The 17,794-nt window shown below is 67.9% G+C and carries 16 protein-coding genes; 9 read left to right on the top strand and 7 right to left on the bottom strand.

Annotation, left to right across the window (positions count from 1 at the left end):
• Window positions 1-67 precede the first annotated feature (67 nt).
• Entirely contained in the window at window positions 68-1,036 is a 969-nt protein-coding gene (gene msrP / locus LXT13_RS17740) for a protein-methionine-sulfoxide reductase catalytic subunit MsrP (protein ID WP_233373289.1), read from the bottom strand.
• A 372-nt stretch (window positions 1,037-1,408) separates the two neighbouring features.
• On the opposite strand from msrP, the gene LXT13_RS17735 reads away from it, so the two are divergent.
• The 3 genes from LXT13_RS17735 (at window position 1,409) to LXT13_RS17720 (ending at window position 5,044) form a co-directional block, all read left to right on the top strand.
• Complete coding sequence (locus tag LXT13_RS17735; protein ID WP_233373288.1) at window positions 1,409-2,065, top strand: TetR/AcrR family transcriptional regulator; 657 nt, start codon at window positions 1,409-1,411, stop codon at window positions 2,063-2,065.
• Window positions 2,066-2,248: 183 nt separating this feature from the next.
• The gene (locus LXT13_RS28705) at window positions 2,249-3,856 is read left to right on the top strand and encodes a methyl-accepting chemotaxis protein (RefSeq protein ID WP_304622822.1); all 1,608 of its coding nucleotides are present in this window, start codon (window positions 2,249-2,251) and stop codon (window positions 3,854-3,856) included.
• Between the two features lie 156 nt (window positions 3,857-4,012).
• Window positions 4,013-5,044: a GAF domain-containing protein gene (locus LXT13_RS17720; protein ID WP_233373287.1), complete on the top strand. Its 1,032-nt coding sequence runs from the start codon at window positions 4,013-4,015 to the stop codon at window positions 5,042-5,044.
• 161 nt (window positions 5,045-5,205) lie between these two features.
• Here LXT13_RS17720 and LXT13_RS17715 read toward each other — a convergent pair whose 3' ends face one another.
• The 3 genes from LXT13_RS17715 to imuA all read right to left on the bottom strand — a co-directional run bounded on the left by LXT13_RS17715 (window position 5,206) and on the right by imuA (window position 10,856).
• On the bottom strand, window positions 5,206-8,601 hold the full coding sequence (locus LXT13_RS17715) for an error-prone DNA polymerase (protein ID WP_233373286.1): 3,396 nt from the start codon (window positions 8,599-8,601) through the stop codon (window positions 5,206-5,208).
• Between the two features lie 82 nt (window positions 8,602-8,683).
• Window positions 8,684-10,006, bottom strand: coding sequence for a DNA polymerase Y subunit UmuC family protein (locus tag LXT13_RS17710; RefSeq protein WP_233373285.1), 1,323 nt, complete (start codon window positions 10,004-10,006; stop codon window positions 8,684-8,686).
• Complete coding sequence (gene imuA / locus LXT13_RS17705) at window positions 9,975-10,856, bottom strand: translesion DNA synthesis-associated protein ImuA (RefSeq protein ID WP_233373284.1); 882 nt, start codon at window positions 10,854-10,856, stop codon at window positions 9,975-9,977. The genes LXT13_RS17710 and imuA overlap by 32 nt, the downstream gene beginning before the upstream one ends.
• 190 nt (window positions 10,857-11,046) lie before the next feature.
• On the opposite strand from imuA, the gene LXT13_RS17700 reads away from it, so the two are divergent.
• Window positions 11,047-11,448, top strand: coding sequence for a YybH family protein (locus LXT13_RS17700; RefSeq protein ID WP_233373283.1), 402 nt, complete (start codon window positions 11,047-11,049; stop codon window positions 11,446-11,448).
• 21 nt (window positions 11,449-11,469) lie between these two features.
• Window positions 11,470-11,856, top strand: coding sequence for a YciI family protein (locus LXT13_RS17695; RefSeq protein ID WP_233373282.1), 387 nt, complete (start codon window positions 11,470-11,472; stop codon window positions 11,854-11,856).
• Between the two features lie 12 nt (window positions 11,857-11,868).
• Here the strand turns inward: LXT13_RS17695 and LXT13_RS17690 are convergent, their stop codons facing one another.
• The 3 genes from LXT13_RS17690 to LXT13_RS17680 all read right to left on the bottom strand — a co-directional run bounded on the left by LXT13_RS17690 (window position 11,869) and on the right by LXT13_RS17680 (window position 14,795).
• Entirely contained in the window at window positions 11,869-12,933 is a 1,065-nt protein-coding gene (locus LXT13_RS17690; protein WP_233373281.1) for a serine/threonine protein kinase, read from the bottom strand.
• Between the two features lie 40 nt (window positions 12,934-12,973).
• Window positions 12,974-13,843, bottom strand: a complete 870-nt coding sequence (locus LXT13_RS17685) for a DUF2726 domain-containing protein (RefSeq protein WP_233373280.1) — start codon at window positions 13,841-13,843, stop codon at window positions 12,974-12,976.
• A gap of 145 nt (window positions 13,844-13,988) precedes the next feature.
• A complete protein-coding gene (locus LXT13_RS17680; protein ID WP_233373279.1) occupies window positions 13,989-14,795 on the bottom strand; it encodes a GNAT family N-acetyltransferase in 807 nt (268 codons plus the stop codon).
• A gap of 205 nt (window positions 14,796-15,000) precedes the next feature.
• Here LXT13_RS17680 and rplM point away from each other — a divergent pair, with 205 nt between their 5' ends.
• From rplM to mdtD, 4 genes are all read left to right on the top strand, one after another.
• Window positions 15,001-15,429 (top strand): 50S ribosomal protein L13, encoded by a 429-nt coding sequence (gene rplM, locus LXT13_RS17675; RefSeq protein WP_088482271.1) that lies wholly within the window; start codon window positions 15,001-15,003, stop codon window positions 15,427-15,429.
• Window positions 15,430-15,438: 9 nt separating this feature from the next.
• The gene (rpsI, locus tag LXT13_RS17670) at window positions 15,439-15,831 is read left to right on the top strand and encodes a 30S ribosomal protein S9 (protein ID WP_233373278.1); all 393 of its coding nucleotides are present in this window, start codon (window positions 15,439-15,441) and stop codon (window positions 15,829-15,831) included.
• A gap of 105 nt (window positions 15,832-15,936) precedes the next feature.
• A complete protein-coding gene (gene erpA, locus LXT13_RS17665) occupies window positions 15,937-16,299 on the top strand; it encodes an iron-sulfur cluster insertion protein ErpA (RefSeq protein ID WP_233373277.1) in 363 nt (120 codons plus the stop codon).
• A gap of 76 nt (window positions 16,300-16,375) precedes the next feature.
• Window positions 16,376-17,788, top strand: coding sequence for a multidrug transporter subunit MdtD (gene mdtD, locus LXT13_RS17660; protein WP_233373276.1), 1,413 nt, complete (start codon window positions 16,376-16,378; stop codon window positions 17,786-17,788).
• Window positions 17,789-17,794 lie beyond the last annotated feature (6 nt).

The raw sequence follows: 17,794 nt of genomic DNA, 5'->3' as shown, positions 1-17,794 counted from the left end.
AGGGGCGCGGAGGCGCTTGGGGCTGCCCGGCGCTCGTCCGGCAGAGCCTTCGTCAGCACCTGCTTCATCAGTAGTTGCGCTTCAGGTCCATGCCCGCGTACAGCTGCCCGACCTGCGCCTCATAGCCGTTGAACATCAGCGTCGGCCGCTTCTTTGCGAACAGCCCGTCTTCGCCGATTCGGCGCTCGGTGGCCTGGCTCCAGCGCGGGTGCGGCACGTTCGGGTTCACGTTGGAATAGAAGCCGTACTCCTGCTGCGCGGCCTTCGTCCAGCTGGACACAGGCTCCTTCTCGGTGAAGCGGATCTTCACGATGCTCTTGGCCGACTTGAAGCCGTATTTCCAAGGCAGCGCCACCCGCAGCGGTGCGCCGTTCTGGTTGGGCAGCACCTCGCCGTACATGCCGAACACCAGCATCGCCAGCGGGTGCATGGCCTCATCGATGCGCAGGCCTTCGACGTAGGGCCAATCCAGCACGCCCGAGCGCACGCCGGGCATCTGCTGCTTGTCGGCCAGGCTCGTGAACTCCACGTACTTGGCCTTGGAGGTCGGTTCAGCCTTCTTCAGCAACTCCGACAGCGAGTAGCCGACCCACGGGATCACCATGCTCCAGCCTTCCACGCAGCGCAGCCGGTACAGTCGCTCCTCCATGGCACTGAGCTTGAGCAGCGTCTCGATGTCGAACCGGCCCGGCTTGGCGCACTCGCCCTCGATGCTCACCGTCCACGGCCGCGTCTTCAGCGTGTGGGCGTAGGAGGCGGGGTCGGCCTTGTCGGTACCGAATTCGTAGAAGTTGTTGTACGACGTGGCGTCCGTGTAGCTGGTGGGCTTGTCCATCACCATCGCACCGGGCACCGCCGAGCGCGCGCCCGGCAGCTTGGGCAGCTTGCCGCCGCCCGGCGCGACCTGTGCGAGCGCAAGCGGCGAGGCTGCCGCGAGGCCCAGCGCGGCGAGCGCGTCACGCCGGTTGAGATAGGCGTGACGCGGGGTGATCTCGCTGGGAAGCGGGTCGTGGAGGGCGGGTACTCGGATCAGCATGGAAACCTCTTTGCGGCGACTTACCGGATAAGTCGCGGCGCATCGGCAAGAACTTACAGCGGGGTCCAGAGAGTCTGCCTTGGATCGGATGGCCTGATGATCCCGTATGGCAAAGGTCATCGTGCCGCATGCCACCCAGGGAAGCCGCAGCCAGTATGGCCTGGAGCGATTGCCGTTCCTCAAAGGCGCCGGGCAAGAAGCCAACTGCGGCGATGTCATCGGCTCAAGCAGCAGGAGCACTACTAGGACCTGGGCAGTTGGTACTGCTTGATTGACCGGGAAGTCCCGGTAGACCCGCATGCACTCGTTGAGCACGTGGGAAATTGAATATTTATCGACTATAAATTGGAAATGCACACGCCTCGGCCGCCCATGGACGAACAAGACGATCACGAGAACAGTGGCGCGAAGGAGGCATCCCGTGCGCCCAAGCAGGCGCGAAGCCTCGCTCGGTACAACAAGCTTTTGGATGCTGCGCACGAGCTCCTGCAGACGCTGTCGCCCCAGGATCTTGGGGTCTATGTCGTCGCAAAGCACGCCGGGGTCCCGCCGGCTTCCGCCTACCATTTGTTCCCGACGCCAACAGCGATCGTCGGTGCGCTCGCGAGCCGATACCAAGCGGTAATTGAGGATCAGGTAGCGGCGGCTCAGGCACCCGCGGATGGCATGTGGCAGACCTTGCTGAAGGCGCACATGGCGGGCCTTGTGGCCACGTACAACGGTAATTTGCCGATGATGAAGGTGATGGTCGGGACACACTCCCGCTACGCCCGCAACCGCGACGGCGAATTCTTCATGGACGGTTTGGCGAGAGCGCTCGCGCAGGTCGGTGCGACGTTCTTTCACATGCCCATGGTCAAAGGTGCTCATGAGCGCTTTCTGGTGCTTCTGGGGCTCATCGATTCGGTGTGGGCACTGTCGTTCTCCCGACACGGCCGCATCACCCGCGAGTACGAGCTTGAGGCCGCCGCCGCCGCGGTGGCCTACTGCCGCACGTTCCTTCCCGAGTACCTGGAGCTCCGTTCCTGAAGGTGAAGGTAGACGTGCTCGCGCCGGAAGCGGCCCGTCGAGGCGAAGGTCACGAATTCCGGATAAATATCGGTTTTAAGGGAGCGTTTCGAGCTTTTGCCCCTTAGCATCCTTCTCCGTCAACGCTGTGAAGCGCCACGTCGCCTCAGGCCACGGGCTTCACCGAGAAAGAGAAAAGGAAAAATGGCTACGTTCGGGGCATCGCTTACTGTTGGGAAGAAGTTGGCCTTCGGTTTTGGAGCATCGCTCGCTCTTGGCCTGGCAATCGTGGCCTATGGCTCGTTCATGTTGCATCGCGCAACCGAGAGCACCGACTTTCTGTCGACCGACCGAATGGTCAAGATCGACAGGTACACGGAGGTGATGGACAACTACAACATCGCGGCAAGGGCGGTTCGCAACATCGCTCTGCTGGAAGATCCGGGGATGATCGCGAAAGAAAAGCGCGTCATCGGCGAGCTCCGCGAGAAAAACGCCGAGTTGCTTTCGCTCTTGCGCCAGACGGTCAAGGACCCTGAAGGGGTTCGCTTGCTCAACTTCATTGAGACCACCAACCCAACCTACGCGAAGGCGCTCGACAGGGTGATCGAGGAAGGGGAGAAGAACAATCACGTGGTGGTTACCGAGCTTCTCGTCAACGAGGTTCGTCCCCTTCAGTCGGCCCTCTTCAAGGCTGTGGACGATTCGCGGGATCGTCAACAAGCACTGGCTGCAACTCTCGCCAAGGAGACCGCCAAAAGCGCGCGTCAAGCTTCCATGGCGATGATCTTGCTGGGCATTTTGATGGCGGCCGTCGGCGGATGCGTATCGTGGTTAGTGGCACGCCAGATCTTGGATGCACTTGGCGCCGAGCCCTCGCAGCTCAGCCTCGCCGTGGCTCAGGTGTCGGAGGGCGACCTGAGCCAAGCGATCGCTGTCCGCGAGGGTGATCAGGTCAGTGTGATGGCCTCCATACAGCGGATGCGCGATTCTCTGCGCAGTGTGGTCAGCGCCGTCCGTGAAGGAGCAGACAACGTTGCGACGGCCAGTACCCAAATCGCACAAGGCAACGTCGACCTCAGCCAGCGCACGGAGGAGCAGGCGTCGGCGCTGCAGCAAACCGCGGCGACGATGGAACAACTTGGCTCAACCTCCGTGAGCAATACTGACAGCGCGCAACAGGCCAGCGAGTTGGCTCTCAAAGCCTCGGCCATCGCCGGAGAAGGCAGCGCGGAATTCAAGCAGGTTGTGGAGACCATGGACGGCATCAGTGAGAGTAGCCGTCAGATCTCGGACATCATTACCACGATTGACGGCATTGCTTTCCAGACGAACATCCTCGCGCTCAATGCTGCTGTAGAGGCTGCGAGAGCCGGCGAGCAGGGACGAGGATTCGCCGTCGTAGCGGGCGAAGTGCGGACTCTTGCGCAGCGCACTGCCGATTCGGCAAAGGAAATCAAGAGGCTCATCACGGCGAGCGTCGAGCGGGTCGAGCGAGGCGCTGCACTCGTCGAGAGTGCAGACAACACAATGAGACTGTTGGTCGGTTCGATCCAGCGTGTGACGGAGATCGTCAGCGAGATCAGCAACGCGTCCCACGAGCAGTCGTCGGGCGTACGGCAGGTAGGCGAGGCCGTGAGCCAGATGGACCAAGTCACGCAGCAGAACGCGGCATTGGTGGAAGAGGCCGCCGCGGCGGCTGAGAGCCTGAAGCAGCAGGCAGCAGCACTGGTAGAGATTGTTTGTGTGTTCCGTCTGCCGGTCGGTCTCGATCTGCGAACAGCAAATGGCGCCCATGGAGCCGTGGCGTGACACGGACACGTAGAGAAGCTTGCAGATGAGCCGGTGTCCGCTAAATCATCAGGGGTCAAGCAGCCGCTGCACCTCACTCGGCATGGTCCACTCCGCCCTGGCGGACAGCGCAACGTATCCCGAGGCGGAGCGCAAGTCGCAAGGTAAGGAGTAGTGATGACGATTCCATACCTCCCCACCTTGATCCTGGTCATTCCGCTGGCAGCGTTGCTTGTGATTGCGCTGGTCTTGCTGCGGCGGCGGGGACAGGACTACCGTCTGGCAAAGATTCAGGCTGAGCGACTTCGAAACTTCCTGCTGGCGCTTGCGCGCTCCAACCGGATGGTGCTTTGCGAACAGCGCGAAGAGCAACTCTTGCAAGAATCCTGTCGCATCTGCGTGGAGACAGGACATGCGTTGCTGGCCTGCGTCTATGTACGGGATGGTGACCTTGCTCATCGCGCAGCAATGGCAGGTCCTGCCTCGAGGGTATTGGAGAACGTACCCTCCCCGCTGCCTCTGCAAGACCCTGACGTGCAGGACTCCTACACCGTAAGGGTACTGAACAAGGGCGTGCGTCTCGTGAGCAACGACTATGTGCTGGACGGGCAAGCCGGGCGCTGGCGAGAGGAGGCCGTGGCGCAAGGCATTCGGGCGATTGCTTGGATTCCTCTGCACCGTGGCGGCAGCGTGCACGCTGTGCTCATGCTGTGCGCTGGCGAGCGCGGCTTCTTCGACGAGGAGTTGCTGAAGCTGCTGGATGAACTTGGGGCAGATCTGTCCTTTGCGCTGGATAGCATCGACATTCGAAATGAAGCGGAGCTTGCGCGGCTTGAGGTTGAAGCGGGCCACAAGCGTTTTCGCACTCTCTTCGACGCAGCACCGGTTCCTATGGCTATCGTATCGATACCAGATCGGCGTATTCGCGAAGCGAACGCAACGCTGCTGCGACTCTCCGGCCTGGATAAGTCCCAATTGCTGGGCACTGAAACGGCATCCAACGCCTATGCCATCTTGCCGGAGGACCGGGATTTGTTCTATCGCATCCTAAGCGAGACCGGGCATGTGCGCGATCTGGTGCTGCGTATCCGGCAGCCTGATGGAAGAGTGCAGCGCTCAGTGTTCAATGCAGAGCAGATCAACTACTCAGGCCAAGCCTGCTTCTTGGTTACTTCGGCCAACGTGGAGTTCATGCACTCCGGCCATTGACAACGGCGCAGCATTCCGGCCGGCTCCGGCTGCGAGATCGACTTGGGGCACGTTCCGCCCCCATGTGACTTGGCCTGCAACCCCTGAGCCTGCTGCACTTAGTTGGTCAGTCCTCGGGGACCACGGGCCACTGGTGCCGCTGAAGACGATGTGCTGACGGCTTACCTGAAATCCCGACTCTCCGTCGGCAACCTTCCCAGCCACGGATTGAGGTTCTTGAACCCGCGCGCCAGCAGGTGCCGCACATCGCCATCCCCGCGTTGCCACACGCCCTCCACGGCCAGCAACCGCGCGCCGAGGATGGTGTTGCGGTGTTCCTCGTAGACCTGGGGCCAGACGATGACCTGGACGTTGCCGGTCTCGTCTTCCAGCGTGACGAAGAGCGTGCCCTTGGCAGTCTGCGGTTTCTGGCGGCCGGTGACGATGCCGCAGGCCCTGGCGCGGCGGCCGCTCTTGACGTCTTCCAGCTGCCTGGCGCTCAGCCAGCCGTCGCGCGCAAGCCGCGGGCGCAGCAGGGCGAGCGGGTGTCGGCGCAGCGTGAGGCCGGTGGCGGCGTAGTCCCACAGCACTTCCTCGCCTTCTGGGGCGCTTGGCAGTTCGAGGTCGTCTTCGGGCAGCAGGCTGCCTTGCAATAACGCTGGCATCGCGTGCAACGCGGAGGCCTGCCAGACCTGCTGGCGGCGGTGGCCGGCGAGTGACGTGAGGGCGTCGGCCGCGGCGAGTTGCTGCATGTCGTGCTGGCTCAGGCGGGAGCGCAGCGCGAGGTCCTGCGGGCGGGCGAAGAGGCCGCCTTGCCGGCGCGCGCGTTCGATGCGCAGCGCGGCCTCGTCGCCCAGGCCGCTGACGAGGCGCAGGCCCAGGCGTACGGCGGGTTGCTCGCACCCGGGTATGCCGGCCGTGCCGTGGCCCGCCCCTTGATGGGCCAGGTGCTGCCCCTCGCGCGGTTCCAGCGTGCTGTCATGGTCGCTGTGGTTCACGTCGATGGACCGCACCTCGATGTGGTGCCGGCGCGCGTCCTGAACGAGCTGGCTGGGTGTGTAGAAGCCCAGCGGCTGGGAATTGAGCAGCGCGCACAGGAAGGCCGCGGGCTCGTGGCATTTGAGCCATGAGCTGACGTAGGTGAGCAGCGCAAAGCTGGCGGCATGGCTCTCGGGGAAGCCGTAGCTGGAGAAGCCCTTGATCTGGTCGAAGATGCGCTTGGCGAAGTCGTCGGTGTAGCCGCGCGCGCGCATGCCGTCGACGACCTTGTCGTAGTACTTCTCCAGCACGCCGGGGCGCTTCCAGGCGGCCATCGCGCGGCGCAGCTCGTCGGCCTCGCCGGCGCTGAAGCCCGCCGCGATCATGGCGACCTGCATGACCTGCTCCTGGAAGATGGGCACGCCGCGGGTGCGCCACAGGGCTTCCTTCAGCGCCTCGCTAGGGTACTCCACCTGGTCTTCGGGCAGCGCGCGGTTCTTCAGATATGGGTGCACCATGCCGCCCTCGATGGGGCCGGGACGCACGATGGCGACTTCCACCACCAGGTCGTAGTAGGTGCGGGGCTGAAGCCGCGGCAGCATGGACATCTGCGCGCGCGATTCGATCTGGAACACGCCGACGGTGTCGGCCTTGCAGATCATGTCGTAGGTGGCGGTGTCGTTGTCGGGGATGGTCAGGTCGATGGCCGTGCCGCGCAGCGGGTTGACGAGGTCGAAGCATTTGCGGATGGCCGTGAGCATGCCCAGCGCCAGCACGTCGACCTTCATCATCTTCAGCTCGTCGATGTCGTCCTTGTCCCATTCGATGACGCTGCGGTTCTCCATCGTCGCGTTCTCGATGGGCACGAGGCGTTCCAGCGGCCCTTCGGTCAGCACAAAGCCACCGACATGCTGGCTCAGGTGCCGTGGCAGGCCGTTGAGCTGGCGGGCCAGCGTGATGAGCTGCTGCAGCCGTGGGTCGTCGTCGGCCATACCCAGCTGCTGCAGCAGCGCCGCGCGGTGCTCCTCGGGCAGCACCTGGGTGGACCAGCCGCTGTGGTCGTTGCTCATGACGTCCAACTGCGCCTCGCTGAAGCCCAGCGCCTTGCCGACGTCGCGAATGGCGCTCTTTGGTCGGTAGCAGATGACGACGGCGGTCAGCGCAGCGCGGTCGCGGCCGTACTTCTTGTAGAGGTACTGGATGACCTCCTCGCGGCGCTCGTGCTCGAAGTCGACGTCAATGTCGGGCGGCTCGTTGCGCTCGCGGCTGATGAAGCGCTCGAACAGCAGCGTGCTGCGGTCAGGGTCCACCGACGTGACGTGCAGGCAGTAGCAGACGACGCTGTTGGCGGCCGAGCCGCGGCCCTGGCAGAGAATGTGGATGCTGCGCGCAAAGGCGACGATGTCGGCCACGGTCAGGAAGTAGTGCTCGTAGCCGAGGTCCTCGATCAGTTCGAGTTCGTGCTCGATGCGGTGCTTCCATTTGTCGGGCACGCCGCCCTGGCTCCAGGGCCAACGCTTCTCGGCCCCGGCGTAGGTGAGCGCGCGCAGGTGCTGGCGCGGCGTCACGCCTGCCGGCACGACCTCGCTGGGGTACTGGTAGCGGATCTCGTTGAGGCTGAAGCTGCAGCGCGCGGCCACGTGCAGCGTCTCTGCCATCAGCTCGGGCGGGTAGAGGCGTGAGAGGCGGTAGCGGCTGCGCAGGTGGCGCTCGGCATTGGGCTGCAGATCGAAGCCGCAGTCGGCCACCGGGCGGCCCAGGCGCGTGGCGGTCATCACGTCCTGCAGCGCCTTGCGCGAGCGCACGTGGAAGTGCACGTCGCCCGCTGCCACCAGCGGCAGCGCGGTGGCGTCGGACAGCGCCTGCAGCCGCGTCAGCCAGGCGGCATCGCCGGCCTCGCGCAGCAGCTCCACGGCCAGCCAGGCGCGGCCGGTGAAGTGCTGCAGCGCCCATTGCGCGGCGGGCAGCAGCTCGGCGTCGGGCGCCTCGCGCGGCAGCACGAGCAGGGCCAGGCAGTCGGCCAGCCGCTCCGAAGCGATCTGCCGCAGGTGCAGGGTGTACTCGCCCTTGACCGGGCTGGCGCGGCGCAACTGCGTGATGAACTGGCTGAGGTTGCCGTAGCCGCACAGGTTCTGCGCCAGCAGCACGAGCTTGAAGCGTGGTGTGCCGGCGTCGTCGCGCACGAGGAACTCACTGCCGATGAGGAGCTGCAGCAGTGGCGGTTGCGCGATGGCGGCGATGGCGTCCTCGGGCTCGCCGGCCTCGCGGGCGGCCTGCTGCAGATCGTGGTGGGCGGCCTCGCGCATCTCGCGCAGCTGCTTGTGCGCGCGCACGACGCCGGCCAGCGAGCATTCGTCGGTGAGGGCCAGCGCTTCGTAGCCCAGCGTGACGGCGCGCTCCACCAGCTCCTGCGGCTCGGACGCACCGCGCAGGAAGCTGAAGGCCGACAGGCAGTGCAGTTCGGCATGGCGCGGCAGCTGCGGGCCAGGCGGCACGCGGCGGGCGGGCGGGGGCGTGGTGTCGGCGGCGCGGCGCAGCTCGGTGTCGGAGGCGTAGCCCTGTGCGCGGAGTGCGCCCAGGCGCTCGTCGCGGTCGGACATCGGCGGGCTCACGCGACGCCCTTCGCTGAGCGAGTCCCGTCGAGCGGCGCGTGTGCTGGGCTGGCGCGGCCTGGCGCGGCGCTCATGCAAACACCCCGTGCAGGAACCAGCCCGAGCGCGCTGCGTGTGCCGTCGCCGCGTCCGTGTAGGGCATGCGCTCGTGGAAGACCCACAGTAGCCCGCGCGTGGCGCTGCGGTAGACGAAGTAGTCGCGCGTCTGCAGTGCGGCGCGGCCTTCCCACCAGCCTGCCTCCACGCGGTGCGGGCCGCTGATGCGCGTGAGCGGGCCGGCGTAGACCGGTTGCTCCTGCGTGTCGCAGCGCAGTGGCTGCGGCGGCTCGACGAGCCAGGTGGGCTGTGGCCCCGGCGGCGGGCGGGTGGCGGTCGGTGCCGGCGGCGCGGGCCAGGGCTGCCAGCGCTGCATGCGGTCCAGCCGGTGGTCTTCCAGCAACTGGCCTTCGCACACGCGGGCGGCGCCGAGGCGCACGGACAGCCGCTCCAGCAGCGCGTTCGTCGCGGCGCGCTCCTGCGGGTCGTGTGAGCCGCCGCGCTCGGGCAGCAGCGCGGCGCTGTCTTCCTCCAGCGGCAGCAGCGTGTCGGCGCGCAGCGTGATCTCGCCAGCCGGCGCGGCCAGCGTTGTGCGGGCAAGGTGCTCGGCCAGCAGCCGGATCAGGCGTGTCAGGTCGCGCGTGGTGTCGGCGGTGGCCAGCGTCAGCTCGCCGCTGCCGGCCACGTCGCGCGGGCGCATGGCGTCATACTGCCAGGCCAGCTGCAGCCCGCGCACGCCGGCATGACGCGCGGCCAAGAAGGCGCAGAGCTGGCGCAGCAGCGTCTCGGCAAAGTGCAGCAGCACCGGGGCGTGCTCCACGCGCCAGGGCAGCTCCAACCGGGCGCTGAAGCGGTCGGGCAGGGTCAGCCAGTCGTGGGCTTCGGGCTGCTCGCCGTAAGCGCGGTCCAGCGCCAGCAGCAGGCTGGGGCCGAAGCGCTTGGCCAGTGCCGCGCGCGGCAACCGGCGCAGTTCGCCCAGGCGGGTGCAGCCCAGGCGGGCGAGCATCGCGTGGTGGGCCTGCGCGGCGGTCAGTGCTCGCAGCGGCAGGGCGTCCAGCCGCTCGGCCAGCGGGCCGCGCGCCTGGAGCTCGGGGCAGCGAGCCAACGCGAGTGCCGCCAGCGCGGTAGGGGCCCAGGCCTGCGCGCCCAGCGCGAGGCCCGCGCCAGCGGCTTCGGCCTGCAACCGCTGGCGCAGCGCTCGGGCGCCGCGGAACAGGCGCAGGCTGGTGGACACCTCGGCTACGAGGGCCTCCTCCAGCCGGGCCACGCGCGGCGTGAAGCGCAGGGCCAGCCAGCCCAGCGCGTCGGCGTCGCCCGCGGTGGCATCAGCCGAGCAGCACAGCGCGAGCCAGCGCATCAGCGCGCTCCATCGACAGGTCGGCCGCCGCCGGGGCCGGCTCGGGCCGCGGCTGCACCGGCGGCAGCAGTTGGCGGCGATTGGCAGTTAGCAGCGGCTCCACCGCAGCTGGCACGGCCGGCAGCGACAGCCAGCCCTCGTGCGTCGGGCCACGGCGCTTGAACAGCTGCACGTCCAGCGCCCAGCCGTCGCCCGGCCGCACGGCCAGTCGCAGCGGCGCGGCGGACGACTGCTGCGCGGCGCGCTCGGGCCGCATCAGGAAGGCCGGCGCGTCCGACGCGAGGGCGCTGACCTGCAGCCGCCGCACCTGCTCCGGCCGCGCCTCGGGCAGCCAGGCCAGTACGGCCACGCGCGACTTGATGGCCTGCTCGGCTGCCCACAGGGCTTCGGCCGGCGTGTGGGACTGCACCCACACCAGAGCCGCGGCCGGCAGGCCCAGTGCTTGCAGGCCGGGCAGGTGGGGGCACCAGGGCGGGTTGACCAGCAGCAGCCGGCGCGGTGCGAGCTCGGTGCCGTGGGCGCGGCCCGGTGGCGGCGGGGCGGGCCGGCCGTTCTGGGCCCACCAGCCGCGCAGGCCTGGCGCCAGCAGCCGCCACTCCAGTACGCCGGCCTGCGGCGTCAGCAGCTCGGTGACGGCGCGCAGCGGCCAGCCGCCGCCGGGCAGCTGGGCGTCCAGCGCCGGGAAGCCGCTGGGCAGCGTGGGGTCGGCGGTGGCGCCCAGGCTGCTGCCGCGCCACAGCCGGCCTTGCAGCAGCGCGTCGTCCAGCGGCCCTGGCCCGCCCACCGGCGCGCCCGGCGGGCGGGCCGGGGCCGGGGTGAACGCGGAAGAAGAGGCGGTGTCGGGCAGCATGGGCCTGGGCGGAGAACAGTGGTCGGCGACAGTGGCACGAGGCGGAACTGAAGTGGCACGGGGAAGGAACCGGAGCTTGGATCAGAGCACAAGGCTGTATTTATATCCAGTATTTTCCTGTGCGCTGCTCGGGTTCTCGGGCCGCTCGCGGTTATCGTGCAAGCCCACCGCTGCCCCGACAGGACCGCGCATGAACGCCGACGAATCGCAGATCCGGGAGCTCGTCTCCCGCTGGATGGCCGCCACCCGGTCGGGTGACGTGGACGCCGTGCTGGCGCTGATGGCGGACGACGCTGTCTTCCTCGTCGCGGGCCGGCCGCCGATGCCCAAGGACGAGTTCGCCGCGCTGTCGCGCACGCAGGCGGCGCAGGGTCCGGCGATGGTGATCGACGGCGCCAGCGACATCCAGGAGATCGAGGTCCACGGCGACTGCGCCTTCATGCGGGCCCAGCTGCACGTGACGGTGCGCCCGCCCGGCGCCGCGCCCATCGAGCGCGCCGGCCCGACGCTAACGGTGCTGAGGAAAGTGGCTGGCCGCTGGCTGATCGCCCGCGACGCCAATCTGTTGACGCCGGTGAAGCCGGCGGCCTGACTCGCATAGGAGAGATTGCCGATGCCGACGAACGACTACTTGGTGCTGTCCCGCGGGCAGTGGGACGACGACGCCCGCCCGCAGGACGTGCAGGCCGCCATCGATGCCTTCTACGTCTGGTACGAGCGGGGCTTGGCCGAGGGCCGGCTCAAGCCCGGTAGCCGTCTGGAACCGGGCGCCCGTGTCGTCGGCAAGGGGCTGGTGTCAGACGGCCCCTTTGCCGAGACCAAGGAGTGGATCGGCGGCTTCTGGTTCATCGTGGCCGAGACGCTGGAGCAGGCCGCGGCCATCGCTGCCGGGAACCCCTGCCTGCAATACGGACTGACGCTGGAGATCCGTCAGCTGGACGGCAGCCGCGCCGACGTTTCGGTGCGCAGCAACGAGACGCCGCCGGCCTGGCGGCGCTAGCGGCGGCGTGGCTCAGGCGAAGCCGTCGCCGTCGAAGTCAGCGATGTCCTCGTCCCGCGCGAGCGTCGGCGGGGCGTCCTTGGGCTTCATCGCCTCCAGCTGCTCGCGCAGCTTGGCGACCTGATCCAGCCAGTAGTTGGGCGTGCCGAACCACGGGAAAGCGAGCGGGAAGGCCGGGTCGCCCCAGCGGCGGGCCAGCCAGGCACTGTGGTGAATCATGCGCATCGTGCGTAGCGGCTCCATGAGGCGCAGCTCGCGATCGTCGAACTCGGCGATCTGCTCGTAGCCATCGAGCACGGCGTTCAGCAGCCGGCGCGCGGCCTCGGCGTCGTCGCCGCCGGGCAGCAACATCCACAGGTCCTGCACGACCGGCCCCATGACGGCGTCGTCCAGGTCGACGAAATGCGGGCCGCGGTCGGGCGTCCACAGGATGTTGCCGGGGTGGCAGTCGCCGTGCAGCCGCGTGAGCTGCAGGTCGGGCAGGCTGTCGAAAGCGGCCTGGATGGCGTCGAGGCAGCGGCGCGCGGCGTCGTCCCAACTAGGAGCGATCTCGGGCGGGATGGCGTCGTGGCCGATGAGCCAGTCTCGCGCCGCCTGGGCCGGGGCAGCGCTGGCCCAGTGCAGTCGCTCGCCAAACGGCCGTTGCCGGCCCACGCCGTGCAGCCGGGCCAGCAACCGGCCGATCCAGCGCAGCACCTCGGGGTCTTCCAGCTCCGGCCCGCGCCCGCCCTGGCGCGGTGTGACGCCCAGGCGCTGGCCCTCGTAATGGAACAGCGTGGAGCCGCCCTCCAGCGTCCACGGCGCGGCCACCGGCACCTCGGCGGCGGCCAGCTCGGCGGCAAAGGCGTGTTCTTCGAGGATCTGCGCGTCGCTCCAGCGGGCGGGGCGGTAGAACTTGGCGACGGCGACCTGAGCGCCCTGGCGGCTGTCCTCCAGGTGAACCTGCAGCACGCGGTTCTCGAACGAGTTCAGCTGCAGCATCCGGCCATCGGCGCGCAGGCCGGCGGCGTCGAGCGCGTCGAGCATGAACTCCGGCGTCAGGTCGCCGAAGCTGAGGTCAGGGGTGGCAGCGTGCATCCGGCAAGTGTCGCCGGTCGGGCGCTGATCGACGCGGGCTTCAGCGGCGGCGCGGGCGCTCGCTGGCGTAGCGCGGGGCGTCCACCACGACGCCGACGATGTCGTCCATCATCGCCTCGTCATCGGCATCGTCCAGTACCGGCAGCGTGTGCGGGTTGAAGCGGTGGGGGTCGATGCTGCGCTGGGGCGCGCGACGCTGCGGCGGCATCGGAGCCGTGGGCAGGTACTGGGGATGGGGCGGGGCGGGTTGGCGCTCGCCGTAGCCGTCGGCCCCGCTGAAGACGCCGGCGTCCTGCCACAGCGGCAGTGGCTGCGAGAACTGGCCCCAATCGCTGCTGAACTCCTCGTCACTCCCCAATGCAGGGCGGCGCCGGGGCAGGCTGGCGGCAGCCACCACGGGCGCCGGCAGCGGGCCACGAGAGTTGCTGCCCTGCGGCACCAGCAGCTGCAGCTCGGCGATGCTGGGCAGGTGGTCGACCGCGCAGCGCAGGTAGCGCACGCGGCAGGCGGACAGCACGGCGTGCTTGATCTGAAGGCTGCGGGGCGTCACGCCGCGCTCGCCTTCGAGGTCGATGGCGGCCAGCACGCGGCCGTTGGGGCTGCAGACCGCGAAGGTGACGTGGGACGTGCCGAGGAGGTCGAACCAATAGCGTACTTCCTTGGCCTCGGTCGGCTGGCAGAAGCGCACCAGCGGCAGCTTGGACAGCACGACGTGGTGCGGCAGCGCCTCGCGAAGCAGCCTGAAGACACGCCGCTCGTCGCCGGTGAAAACCGGCCGGGCGGTGAGTGACCACTCCGCTGGCAGCCCCCTATTGGCGTAGGCGGGCCGGCGTAGCGCCCAGACCAGGCTGATAGCCAGGCCCAGCACGCAAACAGCCAGCGCGGCGATCCAGTAGGTGGCGTACGGCATGTCCCTCGGGCAGTTCGGCGGCATCGCCGACGACAGACGCGGCGCATTGGGAGTTCAATGTAGCGTAATCAGGTGACACGACATTGCTCGCAAATCCGGGGAGCCCCCGGGCTGGGGGATGCCGGGCGGTGCGCGGCTCACGCTGTCACTCCTTGGCCGCGCGACCGGTGGCGTCGAAGTGGGACTTGACCTCGGCCACGCTGTCGACGAACTCGCTGATCACCTGCGCCTGGCGCTTGAACTGGAAGTCGATCTCGCCGAGATGCCGCTCCAGCGCCTGCTCGACCTGCGAGCCGAAGGACTCGGGCGGCAACCGCAACCAGGCGGCGGACTCGCTGCCGCCCCGCTCGACCACGGCACCGGCCGCCGTGGCGATGTGCAGCATGGGGCGGTTTTCGGTCAGCGCGTGGATGAAGAGCGTGTCGATGCCGCGGTTGCGGGCATGCAGCGCCGCGGTGTCGAACAGCCGCCGTCCCAGGCCCCGGCCGCGTGATTGCGGCAGTACCGAGACGCCGAACTCGGCCATCGTGCGCGACGGGTCGGCCGGCAGCGGCTCGCCATAGGCCAGGTGGGCCAGCGCGACGAGCTGCAGGCGGCGGTTGAAGATGCCCAGCACCTCGTCGCGGTTGAAGTCGATGTTCAGCGCGTAGCGCCGGATCTGCTCGTCCGACGCCAGGTAGCCGAAGCGCAGATAGCGGTCGCGGTCGTCCAGCGCCAGCAGGTGGTCGACGATGCGGTGCCTGTGGCGCCGGCCGAGGGAGCGGATGGCCACCCAGGTAGACAGCCGTTCCAGTGCGGCGCGCGCAGTCGCCAGCGGGGCGGCCAGCGCGCCGGGCGGCGATGCCGGCTCCGCGACCGGTCGCGGCGGCCCGAAGGCCGACAGCGCGTCGTCCCAGTCCGCCGGTGCGTCGGCGGACTGTGTGGCGGGGGGAGCGGGTGGCTGGGAGGACATATGACGTCGCGGCTGCAGGCTAGGGTACTGCCGCGGCCTTTTCAAACCAAGGGCCGGGCTGCTACACTCGTGGGCTTTTCCGTCAAAAGGCTGCGGGAAAGAGCCGTGCCGAGAGGCTGTGCAACAGACACAGCACCGAGGCCGGTCGAAGTTTCAGCCATCCAACGCCGGTCTTTTCAAGGCCGGCACAGCGAAAGCAACTCTCATGAAGACCTTCAGCGCCAAGCCGGCCGAAGTGACGCACGAGTGGTTTGTGATTGACGCCACCGACAAGGTGCTCGGACGTGTTGCCAGCGAAGTGGCACTCCGTTTGCGCGGCAAGCACAAGGCCATCTACACGCCTCACGTCGATACGGGTGATTTCATCGTCATCGTCAACGCCGACAAACTCCGCGTCACCGGCAACAAGGCCACCGACAAGGTGTACTACCGTCACTCGGGCTTCCCTGGCGGCATCTACGCCACGAAGTTCAAGGACATGCAAGCCAAGCACCCCGGCCGCGCGCTGGAGAAGGCCGTCAAGGGCATGCTGCCCAAGGGCCCGCTGGGTTACGCCATGGTCAAGAAGCTGAAGGTCTATGCAGGTCCCACGCACCCGCACACCGCCCAGCAGCCCAAGGCTCTCGAGATCTAAGGAACGGCCATGATCGGAAACTGGAATTACGGTACCGGCCGTCGCAAGTCGTCGGTCGCTCGTGTCTTCATCAAGAAGGGCACGGGCCAGATCGTCGTCAACGGCAAGCCCATCGAGAGCTACTTCGGCCGCGGCACGTCCATCATGATCGCCAAGCAGCCCCTGCTGCTGACGAACAACGGTGAAGCCTTCGACATCAAGGTCAACGTGCACGGTGGCGGCGAGTCCGGCCAGGCCGGTGCGCTGCGCCTGGGCATCACCCGCGCGCTGATTGACTACGACGCGACGCTGAAGCCCGAACTGAGCCGCGCCGGCTTCGTCACGCGTGACGCGCGTGAAGTCGAGCGTAAGAAGGTCGGTCTGCACGGCGCCCGCCGCAGGAAGCAGTTCAGCAAGCGCTGATCGGCGTTTCCCGACTCGACAGAAAGGCCGCTTCATGCGGCCTTTTGCTTTTGCGCGGACAATCCCCACATTCGTTTTTCGACCGATTCCCACAGGAGCCCCGCCATGAGCGCCGTGCTTGATACCCCCACCGACATCCCCGCGCCCCTGGTCTTCACCGACAGCGCCGCTGACAAGGTGCGCGACCTCGTCGCCGAGGAAGGCAACCCGGACCTGAAGCTGCGCGTGTTCGTGCAGGGCGGCGGTTGCTCGGGCTTCCAGTACGGCTTCACGTTCGACGAGGCCGTCAACGACGACGACACGCAGATGCAGAAGAACGGCGTCACGTTGCTGATCGACTCGATGAGCCTGCAGTACCTGATGGGCGCAGAGATCGACTACAAGGAAGACCTGCAGGGCGCCCAGTTCGTCATCAAGAACCCGAACGCGACGACGACCTGCGGCTGCGGGTCCAGCTTCTCGGTCTGATCGCCGACCTCAGTCGCTGAAGAGCCGCCTCCGGGCGGCTCTTTGCTTTGCGTCTTCATCCTTGCCTTCTCTGCCCATGGATCAGGAACGTTCCCAGCGCGTGCTGCTGTGGCTGGTGGCCCTTGGCTTCTTCATGCAGACGCTGGACGCCACCATCGTCAATACCGCACTGCCGGCCATGGCGGCGAGCCTGGGCGAAAGCCCGCTGCGCATGCAGTCGGTCGTCGTCGCCTACTCGCTGACGATGGCCATCGTCATTCCGGCCACGGGCTGGATGGCCGACCGCTTCGGGACGCGGCGCGTCTACATCGGCGCCATCGTGCTGTTCGTGCTGGGCTCGGTGCTGTGCGCCTTGTCCGGCAGCCTGACGATGCTGGTGAGCGCGCGCGTCGTGCAGGGCGTGGGCGGCGCGCTGCTGCTGCCGGTGGGGCGGCTGGTCGTGCTGCGCACCTTCCCGCGCGAGCGCTTCCTGCAGGCGATGAGCTTCGTCGCCATCCCGGGCCTCGTCGGCCCGCTGATCGGCCCGACGCTGGGCGGCTGGCTTGTCGAGGCGGCGTCGTGGCACTGGATCTTCCTGATCAACCTGCCGGTGGGCCTCGTCGGCGTGCTGGCGACGCTGCGCTTCATGCCGCAGCCGCCGGCCGCCGAGCGCGTGCGCTTCGACGTGGGCGGCTACCTGATGCTGGCTTTCGGCATGGCGGCGCTGTCGCTGGCGCTGGATGGCCTGTCCAGCCTCGGCCTGCGCCAGGCGTCAGTGCTGGTGTTGATGATCTTCGGCCTGGCCAGCCTCGCCGCCTACTGGCTGCATGCGGCGCGCAAGCCGCGCCCGCTGTTCTCTCCGCGACTCTTCGGCATCGGCTCGCTGCGCATCGGCCTGCTGGGCAACCTGTTCTCGCGGCTGGGCAGCTCGTGCATGCCCTTCCTGATCCCGCTGCTGCTGCAGGTGACGATGGGGTATTCGCCGGCCCAGGCCGGCATGATGATGCTGCCGGTCGCACTGGCCAGCATGTCGGTCAAGCGCGTCGCGACGCCGCTGATCGTGCGCCACGGATACCGGCGCGTGCTGGTGGTCAATACCGGCCTCATCGGGCTGACGATGGCGAGCTTTGCCTTCTCGTCGCCGCAGCAGCCGCTGCTGTTCAGTGTGCTGCAGCTGGCCGCGTTCGGCGCGGTCAACTCGCTGCAGTTCACGGCCATGAACACGCTGACGCTGAAGGACCTGGAACCGGCCATGGCCAGCAGCGGCAACAGCCTGCTGAGCATGGTGCAGATGCTGGCGATGGGCATGGGCGTGGCGGCGGCCGGCGCGGTGCTGGCAGCGTTCACGGAGTTCTTCGGCGCCGGGCAGACGCTGCAGGCCTTCCGCGCGACCTTCGGCAGCATGGCGCTGATCACCGTCGCGTCGGCCGGCATCTTCTGGCAGCTCGACGCGGCCGACAGCCGGGCGGTGCCGTCGCGGCCGGAGACCGACCCGCCCGAGGCCGGCTGAGCGCCG

This window comes from Pelomonas cellulosilytica (genome assembly GCF_021353265.1).
Classification (GTDB): domain Bacteria; phylum Pseudomonadota; class Gammaproteobacteria; order Burkholderiales; family Burkholderiaceae_C; genus Pelomonas; species Pelomonas cellulosilytica.
Note: the sequence above shows the minus strand (reverse complement) of the source record. Positions and strands in the feature narration are given on the sequence as shown.